The following is a 25,824-nucleotide window of genomic DNA, read 5'->3' on the forward strand; positions in this document are numbered from 1 at the left end:
GCGCAGGCAGAAAGCGTGTTGCAGAAGCACGCGCCGTTCTATTCGATCCCAAGGTCCAGCTTGGAAACAAGCGCTCGACTCTGCTCATTCATTCCCGATACGGCCACCGTGCTGCCATGTTTGCGCAGCCGCTGGCAGATCTTGTCCAGCGCGGTGACCGACGTCACGTCCCAGAAATGGGCCTGACTGAGTTCGATCGTGACGGGCCGGCCTTCGATCTCCCTCACGTCGAATGCCTCAACCAACAGGTCGGCCGATGCGAAGAAGACCTGCCCAGAGACCCGGTAGAGCAACGCTTCTTCTCCCGTCCGGGCCACCGTCAGAAGCCGCGAGACCTTGAAGGTGAAGAACACGCCGCTCAGCAGCACGCCGACCGCGACGCCGGCGGCAAGGTTGTCGGTGGCCACGGTCACGGCAACGGTTGCAACCATGACCAGGCTCGACAGCTTCGGGTGCCGCAACACAGCCTTCGCCGAGCGCCAGTCCAGCGTAGAGGCCGAAACCATCACCATGATCGCCACCAGCGCGGCCACCGGAATTTGCGACACCCAAGGCTTCAACAGAACCATGAGAATCAAGAGGAAGGCGCCAGCGAACAGAGTCGACAGGCGGCCACGGCCGCCGTATCGGACGTTGCCCACGGTCTGGCCAATCATTCCGCACCCGGCGATGCCGCCGAAGAGGCTGGCCGCCACGTTGGCGATGCCGAGCCCGCTGCACTCGCGGTTTTTCGAGCTGGGGGTGTCGGTCAGTTCATCGACGACGCTGGCGGTCATCATCGACTCCAGCAACCCGACCATCGCGATGGCCACGGCGGGCAGTGCGATGAGCCGCAGCGTTTCGATTGAGAAGGGCACCGAAGGCAAAGCAAAGGTGGGCAACGCATCGGGCAACAGACCCAGGTCGGCCACGGTCTTCAACGGCAAATGAAGCCAATGTCCGACGAGTGTCAGCACCACGATGCAGACCAGCGGCGATGGCACCGCCGTGGTGATCCTCGGCAGTCCATAGATCACCAGCAACCCCACGCCGAGCATGGCCCAGGTCGCGCCGTTGGCGCCAATGAGGTGCGGCATTTGCGCCGAGAAAATGAGGATCGCCAGGGCGTTGACGAATCCGGTGCGCACCGACGCGGACACGAACCGCATCAGGACACCCAGGCGAAGCCAGCCAAACAGGATCTGCACGGCGCCGGCCAGGAGGCCTGCCGCGAAAAGATACTGCACCCCGTGCGCATGCACGAGTGGCGCCGCAACCAATGCGACCGAGCCCGCTGCAGCCGACACCATTGCCGGCCTTCCTCCTGCGAAGGCGATCACGAGGCTGATCACGAAAGATGCGAACAGCCCGACGGCCGGATCGACGCCAGCGACGAACGAAAAGGCGATCACCTCGGGGATGAGGGCGAAGGTAGCCACTGCACCCGCCATGAGTTCGCGCGGAATACTGGGTGCCCACTGCGATCGGAAAAAATGTGAGTGTTTGGACATGGGGAAAGGCGAAAGGCAAGCGCCCGGCAGGGAGCGCCCAAGAACGACGTGAACATATTGGCCACGAAGGCGACATCTCCGTGCGCGGCAAGCGAAAGGCGTTGCTGCCCTTTTACGGCAGTCAGCGCGAGCAGCCTGACTGCCGGCGGTGTGCGGCCCGATCGATCCGGGCAAGCGTGAAGCTCTGAAAGCGAGCCGTGCACCAGCCTGCGAAAGCGGCCCCGTGCGGAAGACTGCGGCCAGGCAGTGTCATCCCTGTCAACTGTAACGGACGTGTTCAATAGGGCGCCGGGCCGCCATGAATCGGCTGGCAAGAAAAGTTGCTCGTAACTGCCAGCAAGGAACTCTTGAACCTGAGCGGCCGTCGTCCTATGCTCGGACTGAGTGCCCGTCACCATAGGTTCCGAATCTCCGCTGAAATGGATGCGCATCGAGTTTGATAAATCGAATCGACTGTCCAACACCGGAGTGCCTGCAAGGCGACACTTCCGGAAAATTGGAAAGGTGTGACGAACTTCCGGTATTGCCGCATTCCGACGCTGAGCCGCGGGCCGGTCGTCAGCCTCCAGAACCACCATTTTCTGGTTCAACCGCCGGCATCCGAAGGTAGTAGTTGTCCCACTCGGCTTCTTCGACCGGCTCAAAGTTGTGCCGCACATAAAAGCGATTCGATTCGCTCGCCCGCAACGCGCCAACGCGGACAGGCATCCCTTGTGCATCTGCATCGGCGAACACGACCGCAAGGACGGTGGCCCCGATTCCCTTGCCCTGTTGCGCGGGGTGAACGTAGAGGTGGTCAAGGAGAAGATGGTCGCCTAGATGGCGCACCACGACAAAGCCGACTCTATGCCCCTCGACAACCAGATGTCGGGTGGACGCCGGCGTGAAGTTGGCGAGAAAGCGGTCTCTCGCACGCTGTGGGTCGAATCGGCCTACCCGTTCGAGACTTGGACGCATCGCAATGACGCGGAGCGCGGCAAGGTCCTCTGCGTCACGCGCGGAGGCGGGTTCAAAGTGGACGGGCATGGCGCGCATCGGGTTATGGTTTGAGGGTCTGGTTTTGGCCGTTCTGAGCCGTTTGCTCAAGCAAAGAAGGAGTATCCCGCCAACGCGAGGCAGCCCACACAGAGGATGCCAAAGAGCCAAACTGATTGGCTGAGGTCACCGAGGCCGCGGGCGGCGTTGTACTGCTTTCGGCTCTCTTGCTCTGCGAGTGAGATATGTGCGACTTTCTCACCCCAACCCTTTGCGGTCAGGGAGAAAGGAACATCCTTCGCCGATGTTGAAAGGCGCGCAGCGTCAAAGCTTTTTGGCCGGTGATGGCGGAGTGAAACTGCTGGAGCTGAGCCCGACGACCTCGCACAGCGGGTCGACGCTGGCCTGCCGTTATCGATCACGCAGCCCCCGCCCTTGCAGGGCTCCTGAGCAAGCTCACGACACTCCCGGCCAACGCGGCCAGGGCCGCGAGCGTCAGGCCCCAGTGCACGGCGCTGTGCGGTGACAGCAGCCCGAACATCAAGCTCATTAGCAGGCTGCCGAGGGTCAACCCCGTGAGCCGTGCGGTGCCTTGCGCGCCACCGGCCGCGCCGCTGCGTTCCCTGGGTGCCGACAGCAGCATGCTCTGGTTGTTCGGCGTCTGAAAAAAACCGAAGCCCAGGCCGGCGAGGCTCGTGAACAATGCGATCGGCAAGGCCGGATTGCCGTGCAGCGGCCACAGGGCGCACAGGGCCAGACCGCTCGCGAAGCACGCACTTCCACCCGCGCACAGCCACGCGCTCGGCACGCGCTGGGCCAGGCGCGCCGACAGCGGCGCGGCCACCATCACCGCCAGAGGCCAGGGGGTCATCAAGAGGCCGGCGGCCACCGCGCTTTGACCGAGCTCGTGCTGGATGTAGAACGGCAGCGCCACAAGGCCGGCCATCTGGCCGACGAAGCAGCAGACGGAGGCAATGATCGAGACCCGAAAGGAATGCACACGCAGCAGGTCGAGCGGGATCAACGGCGCCGCCTTCGGCATCTCGCGCCGTACCAGCAGGAACATGCAAATGGCCGACAACGCGAGCAACGCGCCACCGTGCAACGGATGCACCACGAGCCGGTCACTTCCCATGACGAAGGAGGCGAACATGCCCGCGTTGAGCGCAATGCTCCACAAGTCGATGCGGCTCACCGAGCGCGGCGGGCTCGGCAATGCTGCGCAGGCGGCAAGCACGAGGAGGCCAATCGGCAGATTCACCGCAAAGAGCCACGGCCAGCTTGCCGCAGTGAGTATGAAAGCGCCGAGCGTGGGCCCGGACGCTGAAGCGGCCGCGACGGCGAGCGCGTTCCAGGCAATCGAGCGCGCCAGCAATCGACGCGGATAGGTGAAGCGCAGGAGCGCTAACCCAAGGGGCATCACGGCCGCACTGCCCAGCCCCTGAAGGCACCTCGCGGCCACGAGCCACGGCAGCGAGGGGGCCAACGCGCACAACACCGATGCCGCGGTGAACAGTGCGACGCCGCCGGCGAACACCCGCCGATACCCGAACCGCTCCCCGACAGCAGAAGCCGGCAACAGGAACATGACCACGGCCAGCTGGTAGGCGGTGATGATCCAGACGGCATCGGCGGGTGGCACCTGCAGTTGCTGGGCAATGGCTGGCAGCGCGATGTTGGCAATGGCGCCGTCGAGCACCACCAGCACGCCCGCGCCCAGGATCGCGGCGACGGCTGCAAAGCGCCGCGGCAGCGGCAGGCCATCGGCGTCATGCACTGCGTTCACGTCGTTCACCTCTTGGGTTTCGACGGTACGGGCAGTGGTAGAGGAAGAATTCGATCGAAGCGTAGATGACAACATGATTGGACAACTGGAAGAGGCACGCTCTATCGCGCCAAGCCAGCTTAGGATCGCCCGCACGACTTGCCCAGCGCGCGGCGCGCAGCTTGTTCCTGCATGTGGCGCCTGTCGAAATCCTCGCAGCCGTGCTAGGTTTAGTGCATGCCCACAGATGCCGACCTGAACCTGCTGTTTGCGCTGAACGCACTTCTTTCCGAGGGCAGCGTCGCGAAAGCCGCCGAGCGCCTGGGCCTGAGCGAGTCGGCCATGAGCCGGGCGCTCGCGCGGTTGCGGGAATCAACTGGCGACCAGCTCCTCGTGCGAGCGGGTCGCGCCATGGTGCTCACGCCGCACGCGCTGGCACTGCGCGATCGCGTGAGGGACCTGGTGCAGGAGTCACGCGCAGTGCTTCAGCCCGCCGGCGAGAGCATGGACCCTCGCACGCTCCAGCACTTGTTCACGATACGCGCCAACGACGGCTTCATCGAGGCCTTCGCGCATCAGTTGGTGGCGCGTGCCGCGCGCGAAGCACCCGGCGTTCGCCTGCGCTTCGCGCCCAAGCCCGACAAGGACGTTCGACCCCTGCGCGAGGGATTGCTCGATCTCGATATCGGCGTTCTCGGCGAGTCGGGTCCGGAGGTGCGCGTTCAGGCGCTCTACCGCGACCACTTCATCGCGGTGGTGCGACAGGGCCATCCCCTGCTCGCCGAACCCGGGATCACTGCCGAGCGCTACGCTGCCTGCGACCACGTGGTCACTTCACGCCATGGCCGGACTGAGGGGCCGGTGGACGACGCGCTCGCGGTGATGGGCTTGGTGCGCAATACCGCGGTCGTGGTGCCCAGCTTCAGCACCGCCTTGTCGATCGCGGCCGCGACCGATCTGGTGGCACTGATACCGTCCTCGTACTTTGAAGCCCTGAGGGCGCGGGGCACGCTGCGCTCGTTCCCCCTGCCGATGCCTACGCAGCAGATCACCGTGTCGCAGATGTGGCATCCACGTCTTGATCGGGATCCTGCGCATCGGTGGCTGCGTGGGGTGGTGCTGGAGGTTTGCCGGCCGCTGCATGAGCAAACAAGAGCGCCGTGATTGCGTTCGAGCTTCGATCTTGAAGGTCGGCTTCGCAGCGGAACCGGACTGTCGTCGGTTGAGGCTAGACTTCCGAGTTCGGCCAACAGCGGACATTCTCAGCTTGACGTCGCCCAAGGTCGCGCTGAAAATTCGACTGGTCTTAGCCGCTGCTCAGTTTGCCAAGTTATGCGGAGGCAAGGCGATAAGCTGGATAGCAAAGAGGCGAAAGCTACCCTTTGCCAAAACGTGATGCAGACCACGGCCAGCACCAGATTTCATTGCAGCGCCCACTTCGGTGGGCGTTGTCGCTTCAGAAGATTACGCCGTCCCGCCATGGTTGTGGCAACTTCCGCTTGGGGCCCGAAGCTCCGGGTAGCCGACAGGCTACAGTCGGCCAACACCGGTCACTCGTGTTCTAGGCTCAAATCGGACCTCGAATTCACATCTTCAGGCATGAACCCTCTTTCGCAGCTCAGTAGATTGCTCAAGCGCGGTGTGGCCAAGATTGAGGTTCCGGCCTGGAACTGCTGCTCTGAACCTCGTCAGGGTGGCGGATCGGTTGACATGGGACATGCGAACTCATTCGAGATGTCCCTGACGTCTTGCGCTTCCTGCGGTGCCCAGTGGGCTAGCTTGTTCTGCGTCGCGAATGGCAAAAGCGGATGGGAGCGTGTTGCCGACGACGAAGCGAAGCCACTGCTCGCGTCGATACCCGGCGCAGAGCGCAAGGCGCTCCTGCGTACTTGGATTGACAAGAACACGTGAGAGCGCCGGCCGGCTACAGTCGGCCACAACCAGACGTTCACGACAGGGGTTAAAGCCCGCCAGATCGAATGAAACCAGAGGTTCAGTTCAACAAACTAGTCGTCTTTTCCGGCTCGGGTGTCAGCGCCGAGAGTGGCCTGCCTACTTTTCGAGATTCCAACGGTCTTTGGAATTCGTATTCCTGGGAGGATGTGTCAAGTCCGCAAGGCTGGAAGCGCAATCCAGAGGCAGTGCTTGCGTTCTACAACGAGCGACGACTCAAGGCTTGGCACGCAGTACCAAACGCGGCCCATCAGGCAATTGCATCCCTGGAGACCTCCTTCGATGTGGTCGTCATCACACAGAATGTTGATGAACTTCACGAACGTGCCGGCTCAACCAACGTCATTCACGTTCACGGCCAGATCGCCTATGCAAGGGGTACTTCCGAAGCACGCAGGCGCTATCGAATCGAGGGCTTGCCGATCTCCATGGGTCAACTTTGCGATGACGGAACTCAACTCCGACCCGATGTGGTTTGGTTTGGAGAAAATGTCCAGTTCCTTGAAGAAGCTCGGGCACACATCGCGAGTGCTGGGAAGGTTCTCGTAGTAGGCACGTCTCTCTCGGTCTTTCCTGTTGCTTCTTTAGTAAAGGCAGCCAGAGGTAGAGCAGAGAAAGTGCTCGTCTCGTTGAATGTAGAAAAGCCGCCCTACGGCTACACGTGCCTGCGGGGGAAAGCCACCGAAGTGATTCCTACGTTGACCACCAAGTGGCTCGCCGAGGCCAACCGCAGTTCGGATTGAGAACTTATCTCACCAAGGCTTGCTTTGACTACAGTCGGCCAGTTGCGGTCCTTCGCGGCCGCCTCTCGTTTTCCCCGCAACCTCAATGAATACGACGATGAACTCAAGCCCCGATAGCAACAATGCACTTCGACTCGATGCAATGTCGCTTGGAATCCTGCGGGAAAAGGAGACCGCCGAGTTCGTCGACTACGTGTTCATCGCCGACGTTTGGGGCGAGGACCCCCGTGGCAAGGGGCGCCTCATGCTCACCGGCCAACAGCGAGGCCTTTTTCGCGTTGATAAGGCATCATCGCGAGCCACTTTGCTGAGGCCGATGGTCGGCGACGAAGGAGGCAGGCGCTTCGAGAAAGCAGCGCACAAGGTGACAAGCGAACGCCTGCGAACTGGAAGCTTTCCTGAAGCGTCGCAGTATGCAAGTGGCTAAGTGACGACGGAAGCCCGAAGCCGGCCAGAAGCCGACCTCCGAGGCGCAGCTCCGTTACCTTTCTCCAAAATGGAAAACATCGCCATCACAGCCGCTACGCCCGACGAACTCCGCTCCGGCGAACTCGGTCGTAAGTTGCGCCACTACAACTACGGCTTCGTCGGCGAGTATCCCGAGCAACAGTACATCCGGCTCAACGCCAGGGACGGGAACGGCCGATTGCTCGGCGGGCTGCGAAGCTTTGTGTTTCTCTACTGGCTCAACATCGAAGTACTGTTTGTCGAAACCGACGTGCGCGGCTCAGGCCTGGGCAGCCGCCTGCTGGCCGAGGCCGAGCGGCAGGCCATCGAGTTGGGTGCGACGAACGCCAAGCTCGACACCTTCGAGTGGCAGGCGCCCGCGTTCTACCAGAAGCACGGCTACAAGGAGTACGCGCGCGTGGACGACTATGCACCCGGCTTCTACCTGGCCTCCATGAAGAAATCGCTGGCGCGCTGAGCAGCGATACAAGCTTGCTTCGGCTGCCGGCCAACACCGGGCATTCATGACAAATCTCAAGACGCCTGCGCTCGATGGGTTGAAACAGTTCCTTCATCCGCTCGGCTATCGCAAGAAGGCAGGTCTTTTCTCGCGTGAGTTGAAGGACGTCGTTCATCTTGTCGAGGTGCAGGGTTCGCGTAACAGCACTTCCGCGCAGGCGGTCTTCACAGTCAACTTGGGTATCTTCGTTCCAGAACTTGTGTATCCGGATGTCCGAGAGATCACCAAGCCATCGATTCCAGACGCTCACTGGAGGCAGCGTCTCGGCGTTCTATGCCCTGAAAACCAAGACCTTTGGTGGAAGCCAGGAACTCCCGAGCACGCTGTTGAAGCGGCGAACGACATCCTGAACCGCCTGCGACTTTTCGGCATCCCCGTTCTTGAAGCTCTCTCAAACTCTGCCTCGCTAGTCGATCTCTGGAAGTCAGGTCGGAGTCCTGGCCTTACTGAACGCCAACGCGCCAAATTCCTGAACGCGCTTGGCCACGTGTGATGCGATAGGCCCCTCGACCAATGTCAGCTTCGGGGGAGGTTTGACGGCCGGTATGGGCCCGATGGCGACGGTCCGGTGATGCATTAACGTGCGGCAGTTCGGAAGGTACTGGCTTTCTGAATATGTTCAAAGCGTGGCGCATTAACGTTCGAAGGCGATCTTCCGAGCTATGCTGCCGCTGCCTGCAAACCGCTGCAATGCTTCTCGGTTCAAACGCTTGAGCTTTGCCCGGCTCGCAGCATTCCGGCAAGGACACGGTGTTTGGATTGCTCGATGTGCGACATCATCTCGGCCAGCGCGGCTTCGCTGTCGCCACCGGCGAGGGCGTGCAGGAACTGGAGATGTTCACGCATGGCCGGCACGACCTGAACCGGCCGCATGGAGTCGGCGTCGTAACGGATCAGACGGACGTGCAGGCTATTGACCCTATAGATTTCCGTCAAGATCTCGTTGCCGATGGCGTCGACCATCTGGTCGTGCAGACCCCAATCGACTGCCTGCGCATCGCGCTCGAGGTCGTCATCCGGATGAAGCTTGATCGCCCTTTCCAAGATGGCCTCGTGTTGGTCGATGAGCCGCTGGATGGTGCCGGGGCTGGCCACCCGCGCGAAATTGACGACGGCTTCACGTTCAACCATCGCTCGGACCTGCCAGGCATTGCGGATCAGCTTCATGTCTACCGAGGCAATCTGCAGACCACGCTGCGGCACCGTTTTGATCAACCCCGCAGCTTCCAGACGGGGGATCAGCTCGCGCACCGCGGCCAGCGGCATCTGCAGCAGTTCAACGAGTTCGCGCTGTGACACGAACTGGCCGGGGCGGATGCGCGCATCGATGATCTGTTGCCGAAAACCTTGGTAGGCGCGGCTTCGTTGGTTCACATGTTCGCCGTCGGGTCCAGCGGTGGCTGTGACATTCCGGCTTTCCGTGGGGGCAGCGGCAGTCAGGTTCATGCACAGATGGTAAAGCCGGAACGGCATGGTCGCCGATTGACTGACGACTAGGGTTAATACTAACATGCAACTGACATGTTAGGTGGTTTATAGTTCAAGCCAACGCGATAGTCGTCTTCTGCCAGTAAACCGTCTACCGGAGCACATTCATGGGTCTCGATCTCACCGGCGTCATTCCGCCACTCGTCACGCCTTTCACAGCCGATGGCAGCATCGACGAGGCCGCCTACCGAAAGGTCATCCGGTTCAACCTGGACAAGAAGGTACATGGCGTCTGCCCCGGCGGCAGCACGGGCGAGGGGCATACGTTCACCGTGGACGAGTTCAAGCGCGTGATGGAGATCACCACCGCGGAGGTGGCAGGGCAGGTGCCGATCGTGGCGGGCATCATCTCCAACAGCACGAGAGACGCGATCAACCGGGCCAAGGCGATCTCGCACCTGGACATCGCGGCGCTGCAGGTCACGCCGGTCCACTACTTGTTCAAACCCGACGAGCAGGCGACCCACAGCCATTTCAAGGCGCTGACCGAAGCGGTCGACACGCCCGTGATCATCTACAACGTGGTGCCGTGGAATTACCTCAATCCGCCGCAGATGATCCGCCTGATGACGGAGCTGCCCGGTGTGCGGGGCATCAAGCAAAGCCAGGGCGACCTGAAGCTCATGGCCGACCTGCTGCTGGGCGTGCCGCAGGGCTGCAAGGTCTTCTCGGCGGTGGACGCCTTGCTCTATTCCTCCTTCGCGCTAGGCGCGCACGGCACGATCGCTGCCACGCCGGCCGCCCTGCCGGGCGTGTGCGTCAACCTCTGGAACACCGTGCAGGCCGGCGACCACAAAAAGGGCCTGGCCATCCACACCGCCATGCTGACCTTCTGGAACGCCATGGTCGGGGACAACCTGCCGGCCAACATCAAGACGTCTATCGCCCTGCAGGGCTGCGACGCCGGTCTGCCGCGCGCCCCCATGCCGGCCACGACGCCGGCGCAGCGCGAACGGATGAAGGCGACCATGGACGCGGTGCTGCAGTTCGATCTCTGAAGCACCCCCGCGAACCCCAAACGGAGAAAGACAAAATGAACTTCCAACGTCGGCAGATATTGCAAATCGGCGCGGCCGCAGCCGCGGCCAGCGCGCTCGGCACTCCCGCATGGGCCCAGGGCTTTCCCAGCAAGCCGGTGACGCTGGTCGTGCCCTTCGCACCCGGCGGCAACACCGACATCGTCGCGCGGACCGTCGCGGTGGCACTGGGCAAGGTGCTCGGCCAGTCGGTCATCGTCGACAACCGCGCCGGTGCGGGCGGCTCGATCGGCGCCATGCAGGTGGCGCGCGCGGCACCCGATGGCTACACGCTGCTGCTGTGCGGTGCCGGCGTCATCGTCACGGTGCCGGAAATGCTCAAGACCACCTACAGCCGCACGAACTTCGCGCCGCTCGGTCTCGTCAACAAAAGTTCGATGGTCCTTTTGGCCCGAAAGAACGACGCACGCTTCAAGACCTTCAAGGATCTGGCGGCCTACGCGAAGTCCGGTGACGGAAAACTGACCGCGGCGCACTCCGGGCCGGGGACGCCGAACCATCTGGCCCTGCTGCAGCTCGAGAGCCTGCTCAAGACCAAGTTCACGGTCGTCAGCTACAAGGGTTCCGGCCCCGCGCTGATCGACCTGATCGGTGGCCAGATCGATGTGCACTTTGACCAGGTCCCCAGTTCGCTGCAGCACATCAAGGCCGGCACACTGCAACCGCTCGCCGTGCTGGGTCCGGTGCAGGATCCGTTGCTGCCGGGGGTGCAGACCGTGGCCGAACTCGGCTTCGGGCAGATTGACGGCACCACCTATGTCGGGGTGCTGGCGCCCAGCGGCACGCCCAAGGATGTTCTGGAAAAGCTCGACGCCGCGCTGGCCCAGGCAGTGAAGGATCCACAGACCGTGAACAGCGCCCGCGAGCTGGGAAGCGTCGCGTTGTCGAGCACGCCGCAAGAGTTCCAGCGAATCCTCGACGCGGAATACACGCTGGCCGTGCAAGCCACCAAAGACGGCCGCCTCAAGGCCGACTGAGTCTGGGGGTTCGCCCGGCCCCTGTCCGTTTCCTTCGCGCTGCCTGCCCGGCAGCGCGTGCCCTGCCGCGCGTGCAGCAGGGCCCCACCCGCAAGACGAGAAGCCATCGTGAAGAAGATCCTCAACGACCCGAACGCCTATGTCGACGACATGCTCGAGGGCCTGTGCATGGCGCACCCGGAACTGCAACGTCGCGGCGACGGTGGCCGCGTGATCGTCCGCAGCCGGGGTGCCGTGACCGGCAAGGTCGGCATCGCCACAGGCGGGGGTTCGGGACACCTCCCGGTGTTCCTCGGCTACGTGGGAGAGGGGCTACTCGACAGCTGCGCCGTCGGCAACGTCTTTGCCGGTCCGCGAATGGACGACTGCATCGAGGCCATGCGTGCCGCCGACGGCGGCGCGGGCGTGCTGCAGCTGTACGGCAACTACGGCGGCGACCGGATGAATTTCGACATGGCGACCGAGATGCTCGAAATGGACGGCATGCGGGTGGCCTCGGTCCGCGTCGCCGACGATATCGCGAGCGCGCCGGCAGCGCAGCGGGAGAAGCGGCGCGGGGTGGCAGGCCCTCGTCCAGGTCTACAAGGCAACGGGTGCGAAGGCGGCCACCGGCGCCACGCTCGAGGAAGTCGAAGCGCTCGCCCGCAAGGCCAACGACGCCGTCCGTTCGATCGGTGTCGCGCTCACGCCCTGCGTCGTGCCGGAATCGGGAAAGGCATCGTTCGAGATCGGCGAGGGCGACGTCGAGTTCGGCATGGGCATCCATGGCGAACCGGGCATCTGGCGTGGCCCGCTCAAGACTGCCGACGCACTGGCCGACGAGATGCTCGAGCATCTGCTGCCGGAACTGACGTTGAACCAGGGCGACCGCGTGGCAATCCTGGTCAACAGCCTGGGCGCCACGCCGGCCGAAGAGCTCTACATCCTCTACCGCCGCGTTGCCTCGGTGCTGGCGGGCCAGGGTGTGACGGTCGTTCGCCCGCTGGTGGGCCGCTATGCCACCTCGATGGAAATGGCGGGCGCGTCGCTGAGTGTGATGAAGCTCGATGCCGAGCTTGAGGCGCTGCTGGCCGCACCGGCGGACTGCCCGTTCTGGAGCGTCCGGTGACCCGCATCGATGCCATCGCCCTCACGGCCGCGGTGCCGCGCTGGTGCGCAGCGATGCACGCGGCTGCTCCCGAACTCAACGCCCTGGACGGACGGCTTGGCGACGCCGACCTCGGTGCCACGCTGGACAAATGCGCCACCCTGATGGAACAGGCGGGGCCCGAATTGCCGGGCTCGATCGACGGCATCTTCAAACGTCTGGCGCAGGCGTCGGCCAAGGCGTCCGGCTCCAGTTTCGGGACGCTTCTGACCGTCGCCCTGATGACCTCGGCCAAGCGTTGCGCGGGTGCCGAGTCGCTGGACCGAGCGGCCCTGGCCGGCCTGCTGGCCGAGGTGATTTCGACGCTGTCGGCACGTGGCGGTGCGAGCCTGGGCGACAAGACCGTGCTGGACGCGCTGCAGGCTGTGCGCCTGGCGATCGCCGCCGCACCGGATGGCCTGGACACCCGCCGCGTTGCGAGCGACGCGGTGCGCAGCGCTCTCGACGCCTTCCGTGACAAGCCCAACCGCATCGGTCGGGCGCGCATGTTTGCCGACAAGACGATCGGCATGGACGACCCCGGCATGGTGGCCCTGCAGCGCATGGTCGACTGCCTTTGACCGGCCCCAGCGCCTCTATCGATCTGCGGAGACAAGAAAAATGCTCGGACGAGTGATCGTGAGCGGCCTGCCATGGGTTGCATCTACGCGCTGATCGCGCTCGGCTATGCCTGCGTGTGGAGCACGATGGCCATCGTCAATTTCGCCGCCGGCGAATTCCTGACTTTCTCGGCCTTCGTCTTCGTCGCCACCTTCACCACCAGCCGGAAGCTGCCGTTCTGCCTGGCAGCCGCCGTGATGGCGGTGCTGGGCGCGCTGTTCTCGCGTCTCGTGTTCGCACGGCTGCAGCGGCAGAAGGCACTGGTCGCCATCATCGGGGTTCATGGTTTCCGCCAGCAGCGGCACGCTGTTGGCGAAGCCTACTCCCGCACAATGCGGTGCGCGCTGCGCCTCAACTTGTTAAAGTTTGCGCCCTTTCGCGACGCCGTCCAACGTGACATTGCGTTGTTGTTGTTCAGCCAGCCGAAAGCCGCCATGACCGCCGGAAACTCCCAAATCATCTACACCCTCACCGACGAGGCGCCGCGCTTGGCCACGGCCTCGCTGCTGCCCATCATCCAAGCCTTCGCCGCGCCGGCGGGCATCGACGTCGCCACCAGCGACATCTCGGTCGCCGCCCGCATCCTGGGGCAGTTTCCTGAGGTGCTGACCGAAACGCAACGGGTGCCGGACAACCTGGCAGAGCTGGGCCAGCTGACGCTGCGGCCTGCAGTCAACATCATCAAGCTTCCCAACATCAGTGCCTCGGTGGCCCAGCTGAAGGCCGCCGTCAAGGAGCTGCAGGACAAGGGCTACAAGATTCCCGACTACCCGGAGAGCCCGAAGACGGACGAGGAGAAGGACATCCGCGCGCGCTACAACAAGTGCATCGGCAGCGCGGTGAACCCGGTGCTGCGGGAGGGCAACTCCGATCGCCGTGCGCCCAAGGCAGTGAAGGAGTTTGCGCGCAAGAACCCGCACAGCATGGCCGAGTGGAGTCAGGCGTCGCGCTCGCACGTCTCGCACATGCACCACGGCGATTTCTACTACGGCGAAAAATCGATGACGCTGAACAAGGCGCGCGACGTGAAGATGGAACTGATCACCACGAGCGGCAAGGCCATCGTGCTCAAGCCGAAGGTTTCGCTGCTCGAGCGCGAGGTGATCGACTCGATGTTCATGAGCAAGAAGGCCCTGCTCGATTTCTACGAGCAGCAGATCCAGGACGCGCACAAGACGGGCGTGATGTTCTCGCTGCACGTGAAGGCCACGATGATGAAGGTGTCGCACCCCATCGTGTTCGGCCACTGCGTCAAGATCTTCTATCGCGAGGCCTTCGAAAAGCACGCCAAGCTGTTCGAGGAGCTGGGCGTGAACGTCAACAACGGCATGGTCGACCTGTACAACAAGATCGCCACCCTGCCTCAAAGCACGCAGGACGAGATCAGGCGCGACCTGCACGCCTGCCACGAGCATCGCCCCGAACTGGCGATGGTGGATTCCACCAAGGGCATCACGAACTTCCATTCGCCCAACGACGTGATCGTGGATGCCTCGATGCCCGCCATGATCCGCAACGGCGGCAAGATGTACGGTGCCGACGGCCGGTTGAAGGACGTGAAGGCCGTGATGCCCGAGAGCACTTTTGCCCGCATTTACCAGGAGATCATCAACTTCTGCAAGTGGCATGGCGCCTTCGACCCCAAGACCATGGGCACCGTGCCCAACGTCGGCCTGATGGCGCAGCAGGCCGAGGAATACGGCTCGCACGACAAGACCTTCGAGATCCCCGAGGACGGTGTGGCCAACATCACCGATCTCGATACGGGTGAGGTGCTGCTCAGCCAGAACGTGGAAGCGGGCGACATCTGGCGCATGTGTCAGGTCAAGGACGCCGCCATCCGCGACTGGGTCAAGCTCGCCGTCACGCGCGCGCGCAACTCGGGCATGCCGGTGGTGTTCTGGCTCGACGCCTACCGCCCCCATGAGGCGCAGCTCATCACCAAGGTCCGGATGTACCTGCACGAGCACGACACCACCGGACTGGACATCCAGATCATGAGCCAGGTGCGCGCCATGCGTTACACGCTGGAGCGCGTGATCCGCGGGCTGGACACTATCAGCGCCACCGGCAACATCCTGCGCGACTACCTGACCGACCTGTTCCCCATCATGGAGCTGGGCACCTCGGCCAAGATGCTGTCCATCGTCCCTCTGATGGCTGGCGGGGGCCTGTACGAAACGGGCGCCGGCGGCTCGGCCCCCAAGCACGTGCAGCAGCTGGTGGAGGAGAACCACCTGCGCTGGGATTCGCTGGGCGAGTTCCTCGCGCTGGCCGTGAGCCTGGAGGAACTGGGCATCAAGACCGGCAATGCCAAGGCCAAGGTGCTGGCCAAGGCGCTCGACACCGCCACCGGCAAGCTGCTGGACAACAACAAGGGCCCCTCGCCCAAGACCGGTCAGCTCGACAATCGCGGCAGCCACTTCTACCTGGCGCTCTACTGGGCCCGGGCCATGACCGAGCAGACCGAAGACAAGGAACTGGCCGCCTATTTCAAGCGGCTCGCCGATGCCCTGGCCGCCAATGAACAGAAGGTCGTGGACGAGCTCGCCGCCGTGCAAGGCAAGCCGGCCGACATCGGCGGCTACTACCTGCCGGACGTGGGCAAGACGGATGCGGTGATGCGGCCGAGCGCAACGTTCAACGCGGCGCTGGCCGCCGTAGCGGGCTGAGGGCAAGGCGTGGCCAGTGCAAGGTGTCGTGATACGCCCGCACGCTGACCATCCTCCAGCTTCTGTTCCAGAATTGCTCCACCCCCTGGAGGGCAGGCCCAACCCGCAGTTCAGCGCCCCCCGAACACCTCGACCTCGACACGCCGATTCGGTGCCAGGCAGGCGATGAGGTCTGCGCGCCCGGTCTGTGCACATTGCACCTTCGGCTCGGATTCGCCCTTGCCTTGTACCTGGGTGTCTTGAGCCGGCACTCCGGCCTGCACCAAATAGTCCCGCACAGCATTCGCGCGAGCGAGCGAGAGCGCGTTGTTGTAAGTGCTGGTGCCGAGGCGATCGGTATGGCCAGTCACCCTGACGGCGTCCACCGACTTGAGGCTGCTTTTGATGTCTGCGGCCATGGCGTCGAGCTTGCGGCGCCCTTCGGGCAACAGGTCGGCCATCGAGCCGCCGTCGAAACGGAACAGGCCATCGGCACCCAGCGTTGTGCGGCGCGGCGCGGCTGCGCTTGCGGAGGGCGGCCGTTCGACCACCCGCGCGGGTGGCGTCGCCAGCACATCCCCGCAACTGGCTGGCAGCCAGTGGAAGGTTTGCGCCTTGTAGTCCTTGTCAAAAATCGCCTTGTACTGGCAGGTGGTCACGCCACCGCCGGGCTTGCGGAAATGAAAGATGTAGTCCCACTCGCGCGGGCCCGCCAGGCCTTCCCGGAAATGCGGGCGTCCGAGCAGGTCGTACAGCTGATCCTTCGTGACGCCGGGAGCTACGGCGCGCAGGTTGTCCAAGTTGGGGAAGGTACCTTCCTTGAGCCATGCGTCGTCGTCGATGCTCGGGAAGACCACTTCCGTGGCCCTTCCGTCGTCGGTGATGCCCTTGCTCACATAGGCGCTGCAGCCCTGCAGCACCAGCAGTGCGGCAGCCGCCGCTGCAGCGGCCGAGAAGCGATGGAATTGCGTTTTCATGATGTTGTTCCTCTTTCTGTGCAGTCGGCTTACCAATGGAAGCCCGCACCGGCTGCCATGCCGACCTTTCCGCGGGAGTTGGCCGAGCCACTGAACTTCACGACCCACCTGCCGTTGTCCGAGAGCTTGGACACGCCGATGGCGACCGCGGCCTGGCCGTCAAAGCCCGCGACACCCACCGACACCATGCTCTTGCCCGGGATATAGGCCTGCGGCATGTTTGCCATGGCCATCGCACCGGCTGTGCCCGCGCTGGCATCCTTGGCGATGCTGCGGATCTCGCCGCCTAGTGCATTGACCCGTGCATCGGTGTATGCGTTGGCCCCCGCAATGCCGTTGTTGAGCTGATCCACGTTGACCGCATCGGTGCCCGCCACGCCGGGCGCCACGTTGTGCACCGTGACCGGACCGGTCGCGGTGTTGCCGCCCATCGACACGCTGTTGTAGTTGATGGAGCCATCCGGGTTCTTGTCGTACTTGACCGTCGACTGATCGATCACCGCCACCTGGCCCTGCACCCCCCTGAGTTGCGAGACGTTGACCGCATCGCTGTCGGCCGAGCCTGCCGCCACGCCCGTGATCTGGCGGAACTGCCCATTGGCCGCATTGCCAACCGACACCGCTGCCAGCGTGCTGGTTGTCGCGCCGATGGCAATGCGTTGCGCATCCGTCGCGGTGGGCGGCACATAGCCGACCACGCCCGCGCCCGTAGAGGCCACGGAGCCTGCACCCAAGGCCACGCCGCCGGCTTGCGTCACGTTGGTGCCCGCGCCCAGCGCCACGCCCTGCGCCGCGGCGGCCGACGACTGCGTGCCCAAGGCGATGGAGTCGGCCAAGTGCGAGGTCGCCCCCTGGCCGATCGCAATGCCGCCCGGCGCGCTCTGCTGAACCACGGCGCCGTTTCCGATGCCCACACCGTTGTTGCCGTTGACCACCGTCTGCGGGCCGACCGCCACCGACTCCGCACCGATGGCCAGCGAATCGGCCGCGGTGGAATTGGCGTGGAAGTACTGGATCGGCGTGACCGCGAAAGACTGCAGCGCGCCGGACAGCTGCCGCACCGTGACCGCGTCCTGCGCCTGCGTGCCGTCGGCCACATTGGTGATCTGGCGGTAGGTCGTGGCGCTGCCGACAGAGAGGGCGCCCAGCAGCGTGCGGTCGGTGGTGTTGTAGTTGATCAATGAACTGCCCGCCGGAATGCTGCCGGTGGAAGGCGCGACGGCCCGGTCGGAGACGGAGCCCTGGCCGAGTGCAACGGAGCCGCTGACGGTTGCACTGGCATCCTTGCCCGACGCGATGGCGTCGGCGCCTGTCGCGCCGAGGTTGTCCTCGTTGCCGCCACCCGTGGAGTTGACGCTGTAGTACTTGGTCTTGCTGCCGGCCACCGCGGTGTTCAGCTGGTTCAGGTTGACAGCATCCGTGGCGGCCGTACCGGTTGCCACGTTCGTGATCTGCGTGCCACCGGCATTGATGCCGGTGGTCGTTACGCTCGGGCCACCCACGATGGTCAGGCCGTTGTTGTCGATCCTGGTGTTGCCGGTGGTCACGGAGTTGAAGTTCGGATCTGCCACCACATCAACCCTGATCTGGTTGCCCGTGCGCGTGACGGTCGTGTTGCTGCCGTTGGCAAAGTCTGCCGTTGTGCCTGGCGCAATGTTTTGCGGCGTTGCCTCACCATTGGCACTCAGGTTCCAGCCCTTGCCCGCTGTCGTTGCCACCGCATCGATCGCCTGGTTGGTCTGGTACAGCTGGCTGCCGTTGATCGCATCGGTGCTGGTCGCAGAGAGCCGGCCCGCCGCCACGTTGGTGATCGTGCGTTCGGCGCCCACAGTGCCGACGCTGACCGTGCCCACCGGTGCGGTGCCCTGGAAGTTGTAGGTCGTGCCGTTGATCGTCGTGCTGGGCGTGCCGACGGCCCCAGCAGTGGCCGAGCCCGCTCCCAGCGCCACGCTGTTGGCCGTGCTGGCCGTGGCGCCCAGGCCCATGGCTACGCTGGAGGCACCTGTGGCCGTTGCGCCCTTGCCCGACGCGATGGCATCGGCGCCGGTCGCGCCGAGGTTGTCCTCGTTGCCGCCACCCGTGGAGTTGACGCTGTAGTACTTGGTCTTGCTGCCGGCCACCGTGGTGTTCAATTGGTTCAGGTTGACAGCATCCGTGGCGGCCGTACCGGTTGCCACGTTCGTGATCTGCGTGCCACCGGCATTGATGCCGGTGGTCGTTACGCTCGGGCCACCCACGATGGTCAGGCCGTTGTTGTCGATCCTGGTGTTGCCTGTGGTCACGGAGTTGAAGATCGGATCTGCCACCACATCAACCCTGATCTGGTTGCCCGTGCGCGTGACGGTCGTGTTGCTGCCGTTGGCAAAGTCTGCCGTTGCGCCTGGCGCAATGTTTTGCGGCGTTGCCTCGCCATTGGCACTTAGGTTCCAGCCCTTGCCCGCTGTCGTTGCCACCGCATTGAGCTGGCTGCCGTTGACCGCATCGGTCGAGGTCGTCGAAACCACCCCGGGTGCCACGTTGGTGATGACGTTGCCGCCCATGTTCACCGTGGTGCCCGGATTGACCGTCAGGCTGCCGCCGATGGTCGTACCGCCGCTCAGCGTGGTTGGGCCACTCAGCGTCGTCGGGCCGGTGGCCGTCAGGCCCCCGATGGTCACGTTGGTGAAGGTCGGCGTGGCCGAGGTCGCGATCTGCACCTCTGCACCGTTTTGCGTGATGGCGATGTTGTTGCCTGCCGTGTAGGTGGCCGTGCCGCCCGGGGCAATGTTCTGCGACTTGCTGCCCGTCACCGTGCCGGTGCCGGTGGCCGCTGTGGTCACAAACCAGCCCTTGTTGGCCGTCGTGCCCACCGCGTCAATCGCCTGGTTGGTCTGGTACAGCTGGCTGCCGTTCACCGCATCGGTGCTAGCGGCATTGAGCTGCCCTGCCGCCACGTTGGTGATCTGCCGCTCGTTGCCCGCGCTGCCCACGCTCACCACCCCGGCCGGCGCAGCGCCCGCGAAGGTGTAGAGCGTGCCGCCGATGGTTGCACCCGGCGTGGCGACCGCCGTGCCCGTGGTGCTGGCGTTGCCCAGCGCCACGCTGTTGGCCGTGGTGGCGCTCGCGCCGGTGCCGATGGCCACGCTGGTGTTGCCCGTGGCCGAGGCGCCCGAGCCGACGGCGGTGCTGTCGGTGCCCGTGGAGGCGGGCGCCACGTAGGTCGTGGGCGAGCCGATGATCCACTTGTTGCTTGCCGCCGTGACCTGGCCCACGTTCGCCGCGTCGGTCGGGGCGGTGCCCGTCGCCACGTTGGTGATGACGTTGCCGCCCATGTTCACCGTGGTGCCGCCATTGACCGTCAGGCTGCCTCCGATGGTGGTGCCGCCGCTGAGGGTGGTCGGCCCGCTCAACGTCGTCGGGCCGGTGGCCGTCAGGTTGGTGGTGGTCACGCTGGTCGCCACCAGATCCGGGTTCGTGGCAATCGTCAGGTTGGCACCGTTCTGCGTGATAGCGATGTTGTTGCCCGCCGTCGTCGTCACCAGCGCGCCAGGCGCCACGTTGGCCGGGCCGCTGCCCGTCACCGTGCCCGTGCCGGTGGCCGCCGTCGTGGTGTTCCAGCCCAGGTTGGCCGTCGTGCTGACGGTGTTGAGCTGGTTCACGTTCACCCCGTCGGTGCCGGCCACGCCGGGTGCCACGTTGGTGATGACCGTGTTGCCGGCATTGATGCCCGTGCTGGTCACGCTCGGGCCTCCCGCGATGGTCAGGCCGTTGGTGTTCAACGTGCTGTTGCCCGTGGTCACGCTGGTGAACACCGGCGTGTCCGCCATCTGCAACCGCACCTCGTTGCCAACCACGGTCGTGCGCAGGTTGGCACCGCTGTAGGTGCCGGCCGTGCTGCCCACGCCGGTGATGGCCAGCGTCTCGCCCAGCTTCCTGTCCACCGTGCCGGTGTTGCCGGTGAAGGTCAGCGGCGTGTTGGACAGCGTGGTGACCTGGCCCACGTTCGCCGCGTCGGTCGGGGCGGTGCCCGTCGCAACGTTGGTGATGACGTTGTTGCCCATGTTCACCGTGGTGGCCGGGTTCACCGTCAGGCTGCCTCCGATGGTGGTGCCGCCGCTGAGGGTGGTCGGTCCGCTCAGCGTCGTCGGCCCGCTCAAGGTTGTCGGGCCGGTGGCTGTCAGGTTGGTGGTGTTCACGCTGGTGAAGGTCGGCGTGGCCGAGGTCGCAATCTGCACTTCGGCACCGTTTTGCGTGATTGCAATGTTGTTGCCTGCGGTGTAGGTGGCCGTGGCACCCGGTGCAATGTTCTGCACCGTGGCGCCCGTCACCGTGCCGGTGCCGGTCGCCGCCGTGGTGACGTTCCAGCCCTTGCCGGCCGTCGTCGTCGCCGCATCGATCGCGCTGTTGGTTGCGAAGAGTTGCGAGCCATTGATGGCATCCGTGCTGGTACCACTGATGCGCCCCGCCGCCACGTTGGTGATGGTGCGCTCCGCACCCACGCTGCCCACGCTGACGGTACTGGCCGGCGTGGTGCCCTGGAAGGTGTAGGGGGTGCCACCGATCGTCGCGCCGGCCGTACCGACTGCAGCGGCGGTCTTCGAGCCTGCGCCCAGGGCCACTGCACCGGCATTGCTTGCCACGGCGCCCGAGCCCAGGGCCAGGGCATTGCTGGCGCTGGCACCGGCGGTATCACCCAAGGCGACGCCACCGGCGGCAGTCACGGAGGATGCATTGCCCATGGCCACCGCGCCCTGGCCGGTCGCCGTGTTGGCGTTGCCGATGCCGACCGCGCCCTGGCCGGTCACGGTGTTCTGGTAGCCGATGCCGACTGCGCCCTGCGCCGCCGTGCCGGCTGTGCTGACGGCCTGGCCGCCGCCGCCGACCATGTTGGTATTGCCCATCGCAACGGTGCCGTCGCCCGTGGCCGTGTTGTCGAGGCCCGTTGCGATGGCGCCGTTGCCGGTGGCGGTGTTCGGGTCGCCGATCGCCACCGCACCGTTGCCGCTCGCGACGTTGCCCGAACCGATCGAGACCGCGCGACCGCCGGTGGCGGTAGCGTTGGTGCCGATCGCAACCGCTTCGGCCGAATCGGCCCGCGCATTGCTGCCGACCGCGATGGTGTTCAAGGCCGAGGCGGTCGCCAGGCGGCCCATTGCGATCGCTTCCGTCTGGGTTGCGGACGACTCTCCGCCGATGGCGATGGCATTGGTGCCCGCCGCGTTGGCGCCCGCGGTCGCGTTGCCGCCCAGCGCCACAGAGCCGGTGCCCGAGGCGCGCACGGCGGTCGCGACGCTGGTCCCGCCCGAGCCGAGCGCAGTGGCATTGTCGGCAGCTGCGTTGGCCCGGGTACCGATCGCTACCGCATCCGTGCCGGTTGCGCGGCTTACGATCCCCATCGCGACAGCGCGATCCTGCGATGCCGTCACATCCGTGCCAATGGCGACAGCGCCCGCCGCAGTGGCGCCCGTTCCTGGAATCGTGCGCGCGCCAAGATTGATGGAATTTATCTTGGAGGCGATCGACCCGAAGCCAATCGCAATGGCATTCTGGGCGCTCGCGTTGGCGCTGCTGCCTTGCGCGACGGCATCCGTTACGGAAGCGATTGCCTGGGAGCCGATGGCGATTGCCCTGTCCGCGCTCGCACTCGCGTTCAGGCCGATCGACGTCGTCGCGTTGCTCGCGACGCCGATGCCCGCGTTGGTGCCGATGGCGATATTGTCGTTGCCGCTGACCAGGCTGCCTGCCGCAGCTTTCAGGGTGGCATCGTAGGCAACCGTACCGTCGCCAGTGCCGAAGGCGAGGTTGCGCGTTCCCGTAACGCCCGAGCCCGCACCCCGCATCACGCTCGCAGTGCCTCCCCCCAAGGCGGTGTTCAGTGCGCCGCTGACCAGCGTTCCGGCGGCAATGCCCACTGCGACCGAACCCGTATTGGCGATCGTCGAGCCCGCACCGGCACCCTGGCCGACCGCAACGGTGCTCTGCCCGGCAGCAAGCGCTTGCGTTCCGAGCGCCAGCGAACTATTTCCTAGTGCCCGAGCGACGGCCCCGACGGCGGTGGCTGATGCGCCGGTTGCCTGGGCTTGGATCCCGACGGCAACGGTAGCCGATCCACTAGCGGTCACGTCGGTGCCGATTGCAATGGCGCTCTCGGCCAATGCACCTGTCCCGGGGGCGGTGCGCGCACCCAGGTAAAGGGCATTGGTCGCAGAGGCAATGGCGTTGATGCCAAGAGTCGTGGCATTCAGCCCCGTACTGGAGGCGTTATAACCTATGGCAGTGGCTCCGCCTAAAGTCGCTTGGGACTGCTGACCCGCGCACGTCGCGCTGCCGATGTAGTAGTTGTAGGGCGGCAGGGTGCAAATCGCCGACTGCGCCTGCGCCGACGGGCCCCATGCCATCGCGCCCACCGCCAGCAGCGCGGTCATGATCCCCGCGCGCAGGCGCCCCGACGGAAGGGATGCAAGCTCTCCGCCTGCGGAGGCCAGCGCTACGCGGCTACCGCTGCGCTTTCCGCGGGCACGAGTGATCTCGGATGCCGCAACCCAGGCACCAAGGGATTCGTTCCAAAGCGAGCGATAACTTCTGTTCATGTGCTCCATCCATCCAATTTAAATAAACTATCAATGGCCGCGAGACCATTCCGGCGTATGAAATGTTTTGAAATGATTGTTTCAAATAAATCTTAAAAGAAGAGCAAACGATTGCAAACTGACATGTCGCATTTTGGAGTCATCGTGGAGAATTGATTTAAATTTTCAATAACTCGCAACAGGTGAATAGTAATACTAAGTTACTAATGAATTAAATTCCTACCACTCTTAAGGGGCGCGTTCCTGTAGTTATTTGTTTTAATTATTTTTGCGCGATAGTTGTGCCCGCCACCTGGCGCATCTTTCTGGTGCATCGTTAAATGCACTGGGCATTTACTTTTTGACAATTGTTGACAAATAGCCATGCGACCGGTTGCTCGCTGCGACGGCGGTATTGGGTTCGCCCCGCCTATTACCTAAATGAGGTTGGCGTCGCCTTCGTCAAAAGGACTTCCCATGCTCGCAACGATGGCCGTTGCCGTGAGGAGGCCCACGCGAGGAATCTTGGCGACGGTTTTGCAGGCAGGTATCTGGATCCGACGCACCTGTTCATCCAGGCTGTCCATGAGCATTGCTGGCAGGCGGGTCTTCGCGTCGAGCAGTGCGGCGGGCAGCACTTTGAGCAGCGCTGCGTGCTCTTCCGGCAGCACGACACCAAACTCATAGAGCAGCCCGCGCAGTTCGTTCGTTTGCCTGATGCTGGCGCGACGACGTCTTCGTCGTCAAGCGGACGCGGCGCAGAGTGAAATACGAGGCCGTGTACTTCCAAGCCTATAACAGCCAGGTCGTGTCCGCCTCCGCTTACTCTAAGCCGCTGCGGGCAAGCTGGGCTGTTCTGGTCGCCGCCAAACGTAGACGAGCACAGCAAGCATGACGATCGCCACCACAGCCTGGATGCCGCGCGATGGCGTTTCCAGAAATATGAGCGAGAAGCTGGCCACCATGCTGGCCGTGATGACCCATTGCTCGTTCGTCTCTGGCGCTATCTCGCCAGCGGAGCAGCCATTCGACCTTGAGGCCTGTTCAGACTTGCGCGGCCGGCTCTTCGTCGCGCGGGACCAACTTGACGAACAGGCCCCACGCCACCAGCAAAGCTGCTGCCGCGAACGCGATGTACGCAGCTTCCGAAAGCTTCGATGTGTCGTCATGTACCACCTTGAAGATTGCCACCAGCGACTCGATGGCCAGCGAAACGATGACCACCACCAGAAATCGCGACAGCACGCGGCGGGCGCGCGCCGCCGCGCTTAGCGGCGATTCGTCGAACTCCTCCTCGACAATGGTGTGCGCCAGTTCCATGGCGGCCATCGCGATGGTCAGCATCGCAATGCAATTGAGGATCAGGTCGAATCGATTGGTCAAGGTCAGCGCGCCTGCTGGCTGCACTGATCGCCAGAGTTCGATGCCGGCAAACGCAATCAAGGCCATGGCGCAGCATGCAAACATCAAGACAATGACGGCAAAACCTAGGGCGAAGAATTGTTCAGATACTTTGGTGACTTTCATGTTGCCCGGTAGAAGTTGTATGCAGCGTCGACTCGCGCCGTCTTGCCGGTCATAAAGCACATCGGCCCAAGAAAAGGGAAGACATCAACCCGGATGAAGACTTGCGTGGAATTCCAGGGTGCGTGCTTGTCGCTACGTGTCCAATAGGACGATGCTGACCGGATTGCAGTGTGGCCCCCGAGTGTCGCCTCCAATCCTGGCGAGGGCCTGTCGCGCAACTCGACCGCCTCGCGCGAGCCGGTCGATGCTCCGGAGTACGGGCAAACTTAGGGCGCAGCGTGGCTGCCGAGCGTTCAATCGTCGTTCAAGATTTGCACTCCAGTGCGGCGCTTGCAGGCCACAGCCATGGCTGCGAGAGTTTGTTAACGTAAACATTAACGGGTCCCGCAAATGGCATTGCGCACATCAGACATTGTCCCCATCAGCGAAGCGCGTGCCAGACTCACCGAACTGGCCGAAGACGTGGTTGGCAGTGGCTCCGAGAAAGTGCTCACCAAGAACGGTGCGAGCTACGTGGCCTTGGTTGATGCACGTCGGCTGGACTACTACCATGCACTGGAGTCGGAGCACGCCAACCTCGTGCTGGCCGAAGACGCCATCACTGGCCTGCGGGAGGCCCTGGCGGGGCATTTTGTGTCTGACGAGGAACTGGATCAGGCACTCGGCGTCGCATCGGCGCCGTGAGCATTCCCGTCAATGCAAGGGTTCGGGCGGTTGCGAACTTTCTGGTGTGCCTGCATGCCTCCCGTAGCTTCATGGAGGAACAGGACGCCGCATCACGCGCCCTTGCGGCGACGGATCGAGCGGCAATTGACCCTGTGCGCCATGCGCCAGCGCGAGCGGTGCAGGCAGGGCCGCCGCGTCTAGGGAACATCTGATCAAGAGCACGTTTCTTGCATGAAGGACTGAACCTGCAAAGGAGCACGAGCGATGAGCCAGATCAGTTTTGCGGATGCCGAGCAAGCTGGCAAGAGGAAGA

19 protein-coding genes and 1 pseudogene are annotated in these 25,824 nt (G+C 64.0%); 11 read left to right on the forward strand and 9 right to left on the reverse strand.

Annotated features, from left to right (window positions below):
• Window positions 1-38 precede the first annotated feature (38 nt).
• From ACSFA8_RS25030 to ACSFA8_RS25040, 3 genes are all read right to left on the reverse strand, one after another.
• On the reverse strand, window positions 39-1,490 hold the full coding sequence (locus ACSFA8_RS25030; protein ID WP_435482172.1) for a SulP family inorganic anion transporter: 1,452 nt from the start codon (window positions 1,488-1,490) through the stop codon (window positions 39-41).
• 558 nt (window positions 1,491-2,048) lie between these two features.
• Window positions 2,049-2,516: a GNAT family N-acetyltransferase gene (locus tag ACSFA8_RS25035; RefSeq protein WP_435482195.1), complete on the reverse strand. Its 468-nt coding sequence runs from the start codon at window positions 2,514-2,516 to the stop codon at window positions 2,049-2,051.
• A 367-nt stretch (window positions 2,517-2,883) separates the two neighbouring features.
• Window positions 2,884-4,251 (reverse strand): MFS transporter, encoded by a 1,368-nt coding sequence (locus ACSFA8_RS25040; protein WP_435482173.1) that lies wholly within the window; start codon window positions 4,249-4,251, stop codon window positions 2,884-2,886.
• A 216-nt stretch (window positions 4,252-4,467) separates the two neighbouring features.
• On the opposite strand from ACSFA8_RS25040, the gene ACSFA8_RS25045 reads away from it, so the two are divergent.
• From ACSFA8_RS25045 to ACSFA8_RS25065, 5 genes are all read left to right on the forward strand, one after another.
• Window positions 4,468-5,394 carry a LysR family transcriptional regulator gene (locus ACSFA8_RS25045; protein WP_435482174.1) on the forward strand — a complete coding sequence of 309 codons (927 nt, stop codon included), beginning with the start codon at window positions 4,468-4,470 and terminating at the stop codon, window positions 5,392-5,394.
• Window positions 5,395-6,209: 815 nt separating this feature from the next.
• Window positions 6,210-6,926 carry an SIR2 family NAD-dependent protein deacylase gene (locus ACSFA8_RS25050; protein ID WP_435482175.1) on the forward strand — a complete coding sequence of 239 codons (717 nt, stop codon included), beginning with the start codon at window positions 6,210-6,212 and terminating at the stop codon, window positions 6,924-6,926.
• A gap of 97 nt (window positions 6,927-7,023) precedes the next feature.
• Window positions 7,024-7,353, forward strand: a complete 330-nt coding sequence (locus ACSFA8_RS25055) for a hypothetical protein (protein ID WP_435482176.1) — start codon at window positions 7,024-7,026, stop codon at window positions 7,351-7,353.
• Between the two features lie 69 nt (window positions 7,354-7,422).
• The gene (locus ACSFA8_RS25060) at window positions 7,423-7,851 is read left to right on the forward strand and encodes a GNAT family N-acetyltransferase (RefSeq protein WP_435482177.1); all 429 of its coding nucleotides are present in this window, start codon (window positions 7,423-7,425) and stop codon (window positions 7,849-7,851) included.
• Between the two features lie 46 nt (window positions 7,852-7,897).
• Window positions 7,898-8,386 carry a DUF4304 domain-containing protein gene (locus tag ACSFA8_RS25065; protein WP_435482178.1) on the forward strand — a complete coding sequence of 163 codons (489 nt, stop codon included), beginning with the start codon at window positions 7,898-7,900 and terminating at the stop codon, window positions 8,384-8,386.
• Between the two features lie 209 nt (window positions 8,387-8,595).
• Here the strand turns inward: ACSFA8_RS25065 and ACSFA8_RS25070 are convergent, their stop codons facing one another.
• On the reverse strand, window positions 8,596-9,339 hold the full coding sequence (locus ACSFA8_RS25070; protein WP_435482179.1) for a GntR family transcriptional regulator: 744 nt from the start codon (window positions 9,337-9,339) through the stop codon (window positions 8,596-8,598).
• A gap of 149 nt (window positions 9,340-9,488) precedes the next feature.
• Between ACSFA8_RS25070 and ACSFA8_RS25075 the strand changes: the two genes are divergently transcribed.
• From ACSFA8_RS25075 to ACSFA8_RS25095, 5 genes and pseudogenes are all read left to right on the forward strand, one after another.
• A complete protein-coding gene (locus ACSFA8_RS25075; protein ID WP_435482180.1) occupies window positions 9,489-10,379 on the forward strand; it encodes a dihydrodipicolinate synthase family protein in 891 nt (296 codons plus the stop codon).
• A 35-nt stretch (window positions 10,380-10,414) separates the two neighbouring features.
• Window positions 10,415-11,395 carry a Bug family tripartite tricarboxylate transporter substrate binding protein gene (locus tag ACSFA8_RS25080; RefSeq protein ID WP_435482181.1) on the forward strand — a complete coding sequence of 327 codons (981 nt, stop codon included), beginning with the start codon at window positions 10,415-10,417 and terminating at the stop codon, window positions 11,393-11,395.
• Window positions 11,396-11,563: 168 nt separating this feature from the next.
• A pseudogene (locus ACSFA8_RS25085) lies at window positions 11,564-12,503 on the forward strand (dihydroxyacetone kinase subunit DhaK).
• On the forward strand, window positions 12,500-13,102 hold the full coding sequence (locus tag ACSFA8_RS25090) for a DAK2 domain-containing protein (protein WP_435482182.1): 603 nt from the start codon (window positions 12,500-12,502) through the stop codon (window positions 13,100-13,102). Before ACSFA8_RS25085 ends, ACSFA8_RS25090 begins: the two are co-directional and overlap by 4 nt.
• A gap of 72 nt (window positions 13,103-13,174) precedes the next feature.
• Window positions 13,175-15,814 carry an NADP-dependent isocitrate dehydrogenase gene (locus tag ACSFA8_RS25095; RefSeq protein ID WP_435482183.1) on the forward strand — a complete coding sequence of 880 codons (2,640 nt, stop codon included), beginning with the start codon at window positions 13,175-13,177 and terminating at the stop codon, window positions 15,812-15,814.
• A 110-nt stretch (window positions 15,815-15,924) separates the two neighbouring features.
• Here ACSFA8_RS25095 and ACSFA8_RS25100 read toward each other — a convergent pair whose 3' ends face one another.
• From ACSFA8_RS25100 to ACSFA8_RS25115, 4 genes are all read right to left on the reverse strand, one after another.
• Window positions 15,925-16,770, reverse strand: coding sequence for an OmpA family protein (locus ACSFA8_RS25100; protein ID WP_435482184.1), 846 nt, complete (start codon window positions 16,768-16,770; stop codon window positions 15,925-15,927).
• Window positions 16,771-16,799: 29 nt separating this feature from the next.
• Window positions 16,800-23,339: a YadA-like family protein gene (locus ACSFA8_RS25105; RefSeq protein ID WP_435482185.1), complete on the reverse strand. Its 6,540-nt coding sequence runs from the start codon at window positions 23,337-23,339 to the stop codon at window positions 16,800-16,802.
• A 416-nt stretch (window positions 23,340-23,755) separates the two neighbouring features.
• On the reverse strand, window positions 23,756-23,989 hold the full coding sequence (locus tag ACSFA8_RS25110; RefSeq protein WP_435482186.1) for a hypothetical protein: 234 nt from the start codon (window positions 23,987-23,989) through the stop codon (window positions 23,756-23,758).
• Between the two features lie 373 nt (window positions 23,990-24,362).
• A complete protein-coding gene (locus ACSFA8_RS25115; RefSeq protein WP_435482187.1) occupies window positions 24,363-24,845 on the reverse strand; it encodes a hypothetical protein in 483 nt (160 codons plus the stop codon).
• Window positions 24,846-25,235: 390 nt separating this feature from the next.
• On the opposite strand from ACSFA8_RS25115, the gene ACSFA8_RS25120 reads away from it, so the two are divergent.
• Window positions 25,236-25,529 (forward strand): type II toxin-antitoxin system Phd/YefM family antitoxin, encoded by a 294-nt coding sequence (locus ACSFA8_RS25120; RefSeq protein ID WP_435482188.1) that lies wholly within the window; start codon window positions 25,236-25,238, stop codon window positions 25,527-25,529.
• 69 nt (window positions 25,530-25,598) lie between these two features.
• Here ACSFA8_RS25120 and ACSFA8_RS25125 read toward each other — a convergent pair.
• Window positions 25,599-25,824 (reverse strand): hypothetical protein (locus tag ACSFA8_RS25125; protein ID WP_435482189.1); only part of this gene is annotated, 226 nt, incomplete at its 5' end.

It is taken from the genome of Variovorax nitratireducens (genome assembly GCF_051216545.1).
In the GTDB taxonomy this organism is placed as follows: Bacteria; Pseudomonadota; Gammaproteobacteria; order Burkholderiales; family Burkholderiaceae_C; genus Variovorax.

What these genes read in the sequence shown, in the direction of transcription:
- ACSFA8_RS25075 (WP_435482180.1), top strand. Translation starts at nt 9,489, where the DNA reads ATGGGTCTCGATCTCACCGGCGTCATTCCGCCACTCGTCACGCCTTTC.
- ACSFA8_RS25035 (WP_435482195.1), bottom strand. Translation starts at nt 2,516, where the DNA reads ATGCCCGTCCACTTTGAACCCGCCTCCGCGCGTGACGCAGAGGACCTT.
- ACSFA8_RS25095 (WP_435482183.1), top strand. Translation starts at nt 13,175, where the DNA reads ATGGGTTGCATCTACGCGCTGATCGCGCTCGGCTATGCCTGCGTGTGG.
- ACSFA8_RS25065 (WP_435482178.1), top strand. Translation starts at nt 7,898, where the DNA reads ATGACAAATCTCAAGACGCCTGCGCTCGATGGGTTGAAACAGTTCCTT.
- ACSFA8_RS25060 (WP_435482177.1), top strand. Translation starts at nt 7,423, where the DNA reads ATGGAAAACATCGCCATCACAGCCGCTACGCCCGACGAACTCCGCTCC.
- ACSFA8_RS25080 (WP_435482181.1), top strand. Translation starts at nt 10,415, where the DNA reads ATGAACTTCCAACGTCGGCAGATATTGCAAATCGGCGCGGCCGCAGCC.
- ACSFA8_RS25120 (WP_435482188.1), top strand. Translation starts at nt 25,236, where the DNA reads ATGGCATTGCGCACATCAGACATTGTCCCCATCAGCGAAGCGCGTGCC.
- ACSFA8_RS25100 (WP_435482184.1), bottom strand. Translation starts at nt 16,770, where the DNA reads ATGAAAACGCAATTCCATCGCTTCTCGGCCGCTGCAGCGGCGGCTGCC.
- ACSFA8_RS25050 (WP_435482175.1), top strand. Translation starts at nt 6,210, where the DNA reads ATGAAACCAGAGGTTCAGTTCAACAAACTAGTCGTCTTTTCCGGCTCG.
- ACSFA8_RS25105 (WP_435482185.1), bottom strand. Translation starts at nt 23,339, where the DNA reads ATGAACAGAAGTTATCGCTCGCTTTGGAACGAATCCCTTGGTGCCTGG.
- ACSFA8_RS25055 (WP_435482176.1), top strand. Translation starts at nt 7,024, where the DNA reads ATGAACTCAAGCCCCGATAGCAACAATGCACTTCGACTCGATGCAATG.
- ACSFA8_RS25045 (WP_435482174.1), top strand. Translation starts at nt 4,468, where the DNA reads ATGCCCACAGATGCCGACCTGAACCTGCTGTTTGCGCTGAACGCACTT.
- ACSFA8_RS25070 (WP_435482179.1), bottom strand. Translation starts at nt 9,339, where the DNA reads ATGAACCTGACTGCCGCTGCCCCCACGGAAAGCCGGAATGTCACAGCC.
- ACSFA8_RS25030 (WP_435482172.1), bottom strand. Translation starts at nt 1,490, where the DNA reads ATGTCCAAACACTCACATTTTTTCCGATCGCAGTGGGCACCCAGTATT.
- ACSFA8_RS25115 (WP_435482187.1), bottom strand. Translation starts at nt 24,845, where the DNA reads ATGAAAGTCACCAAAGTATCTGAACAATTCTTCGCCCTAGGTTTTGCC.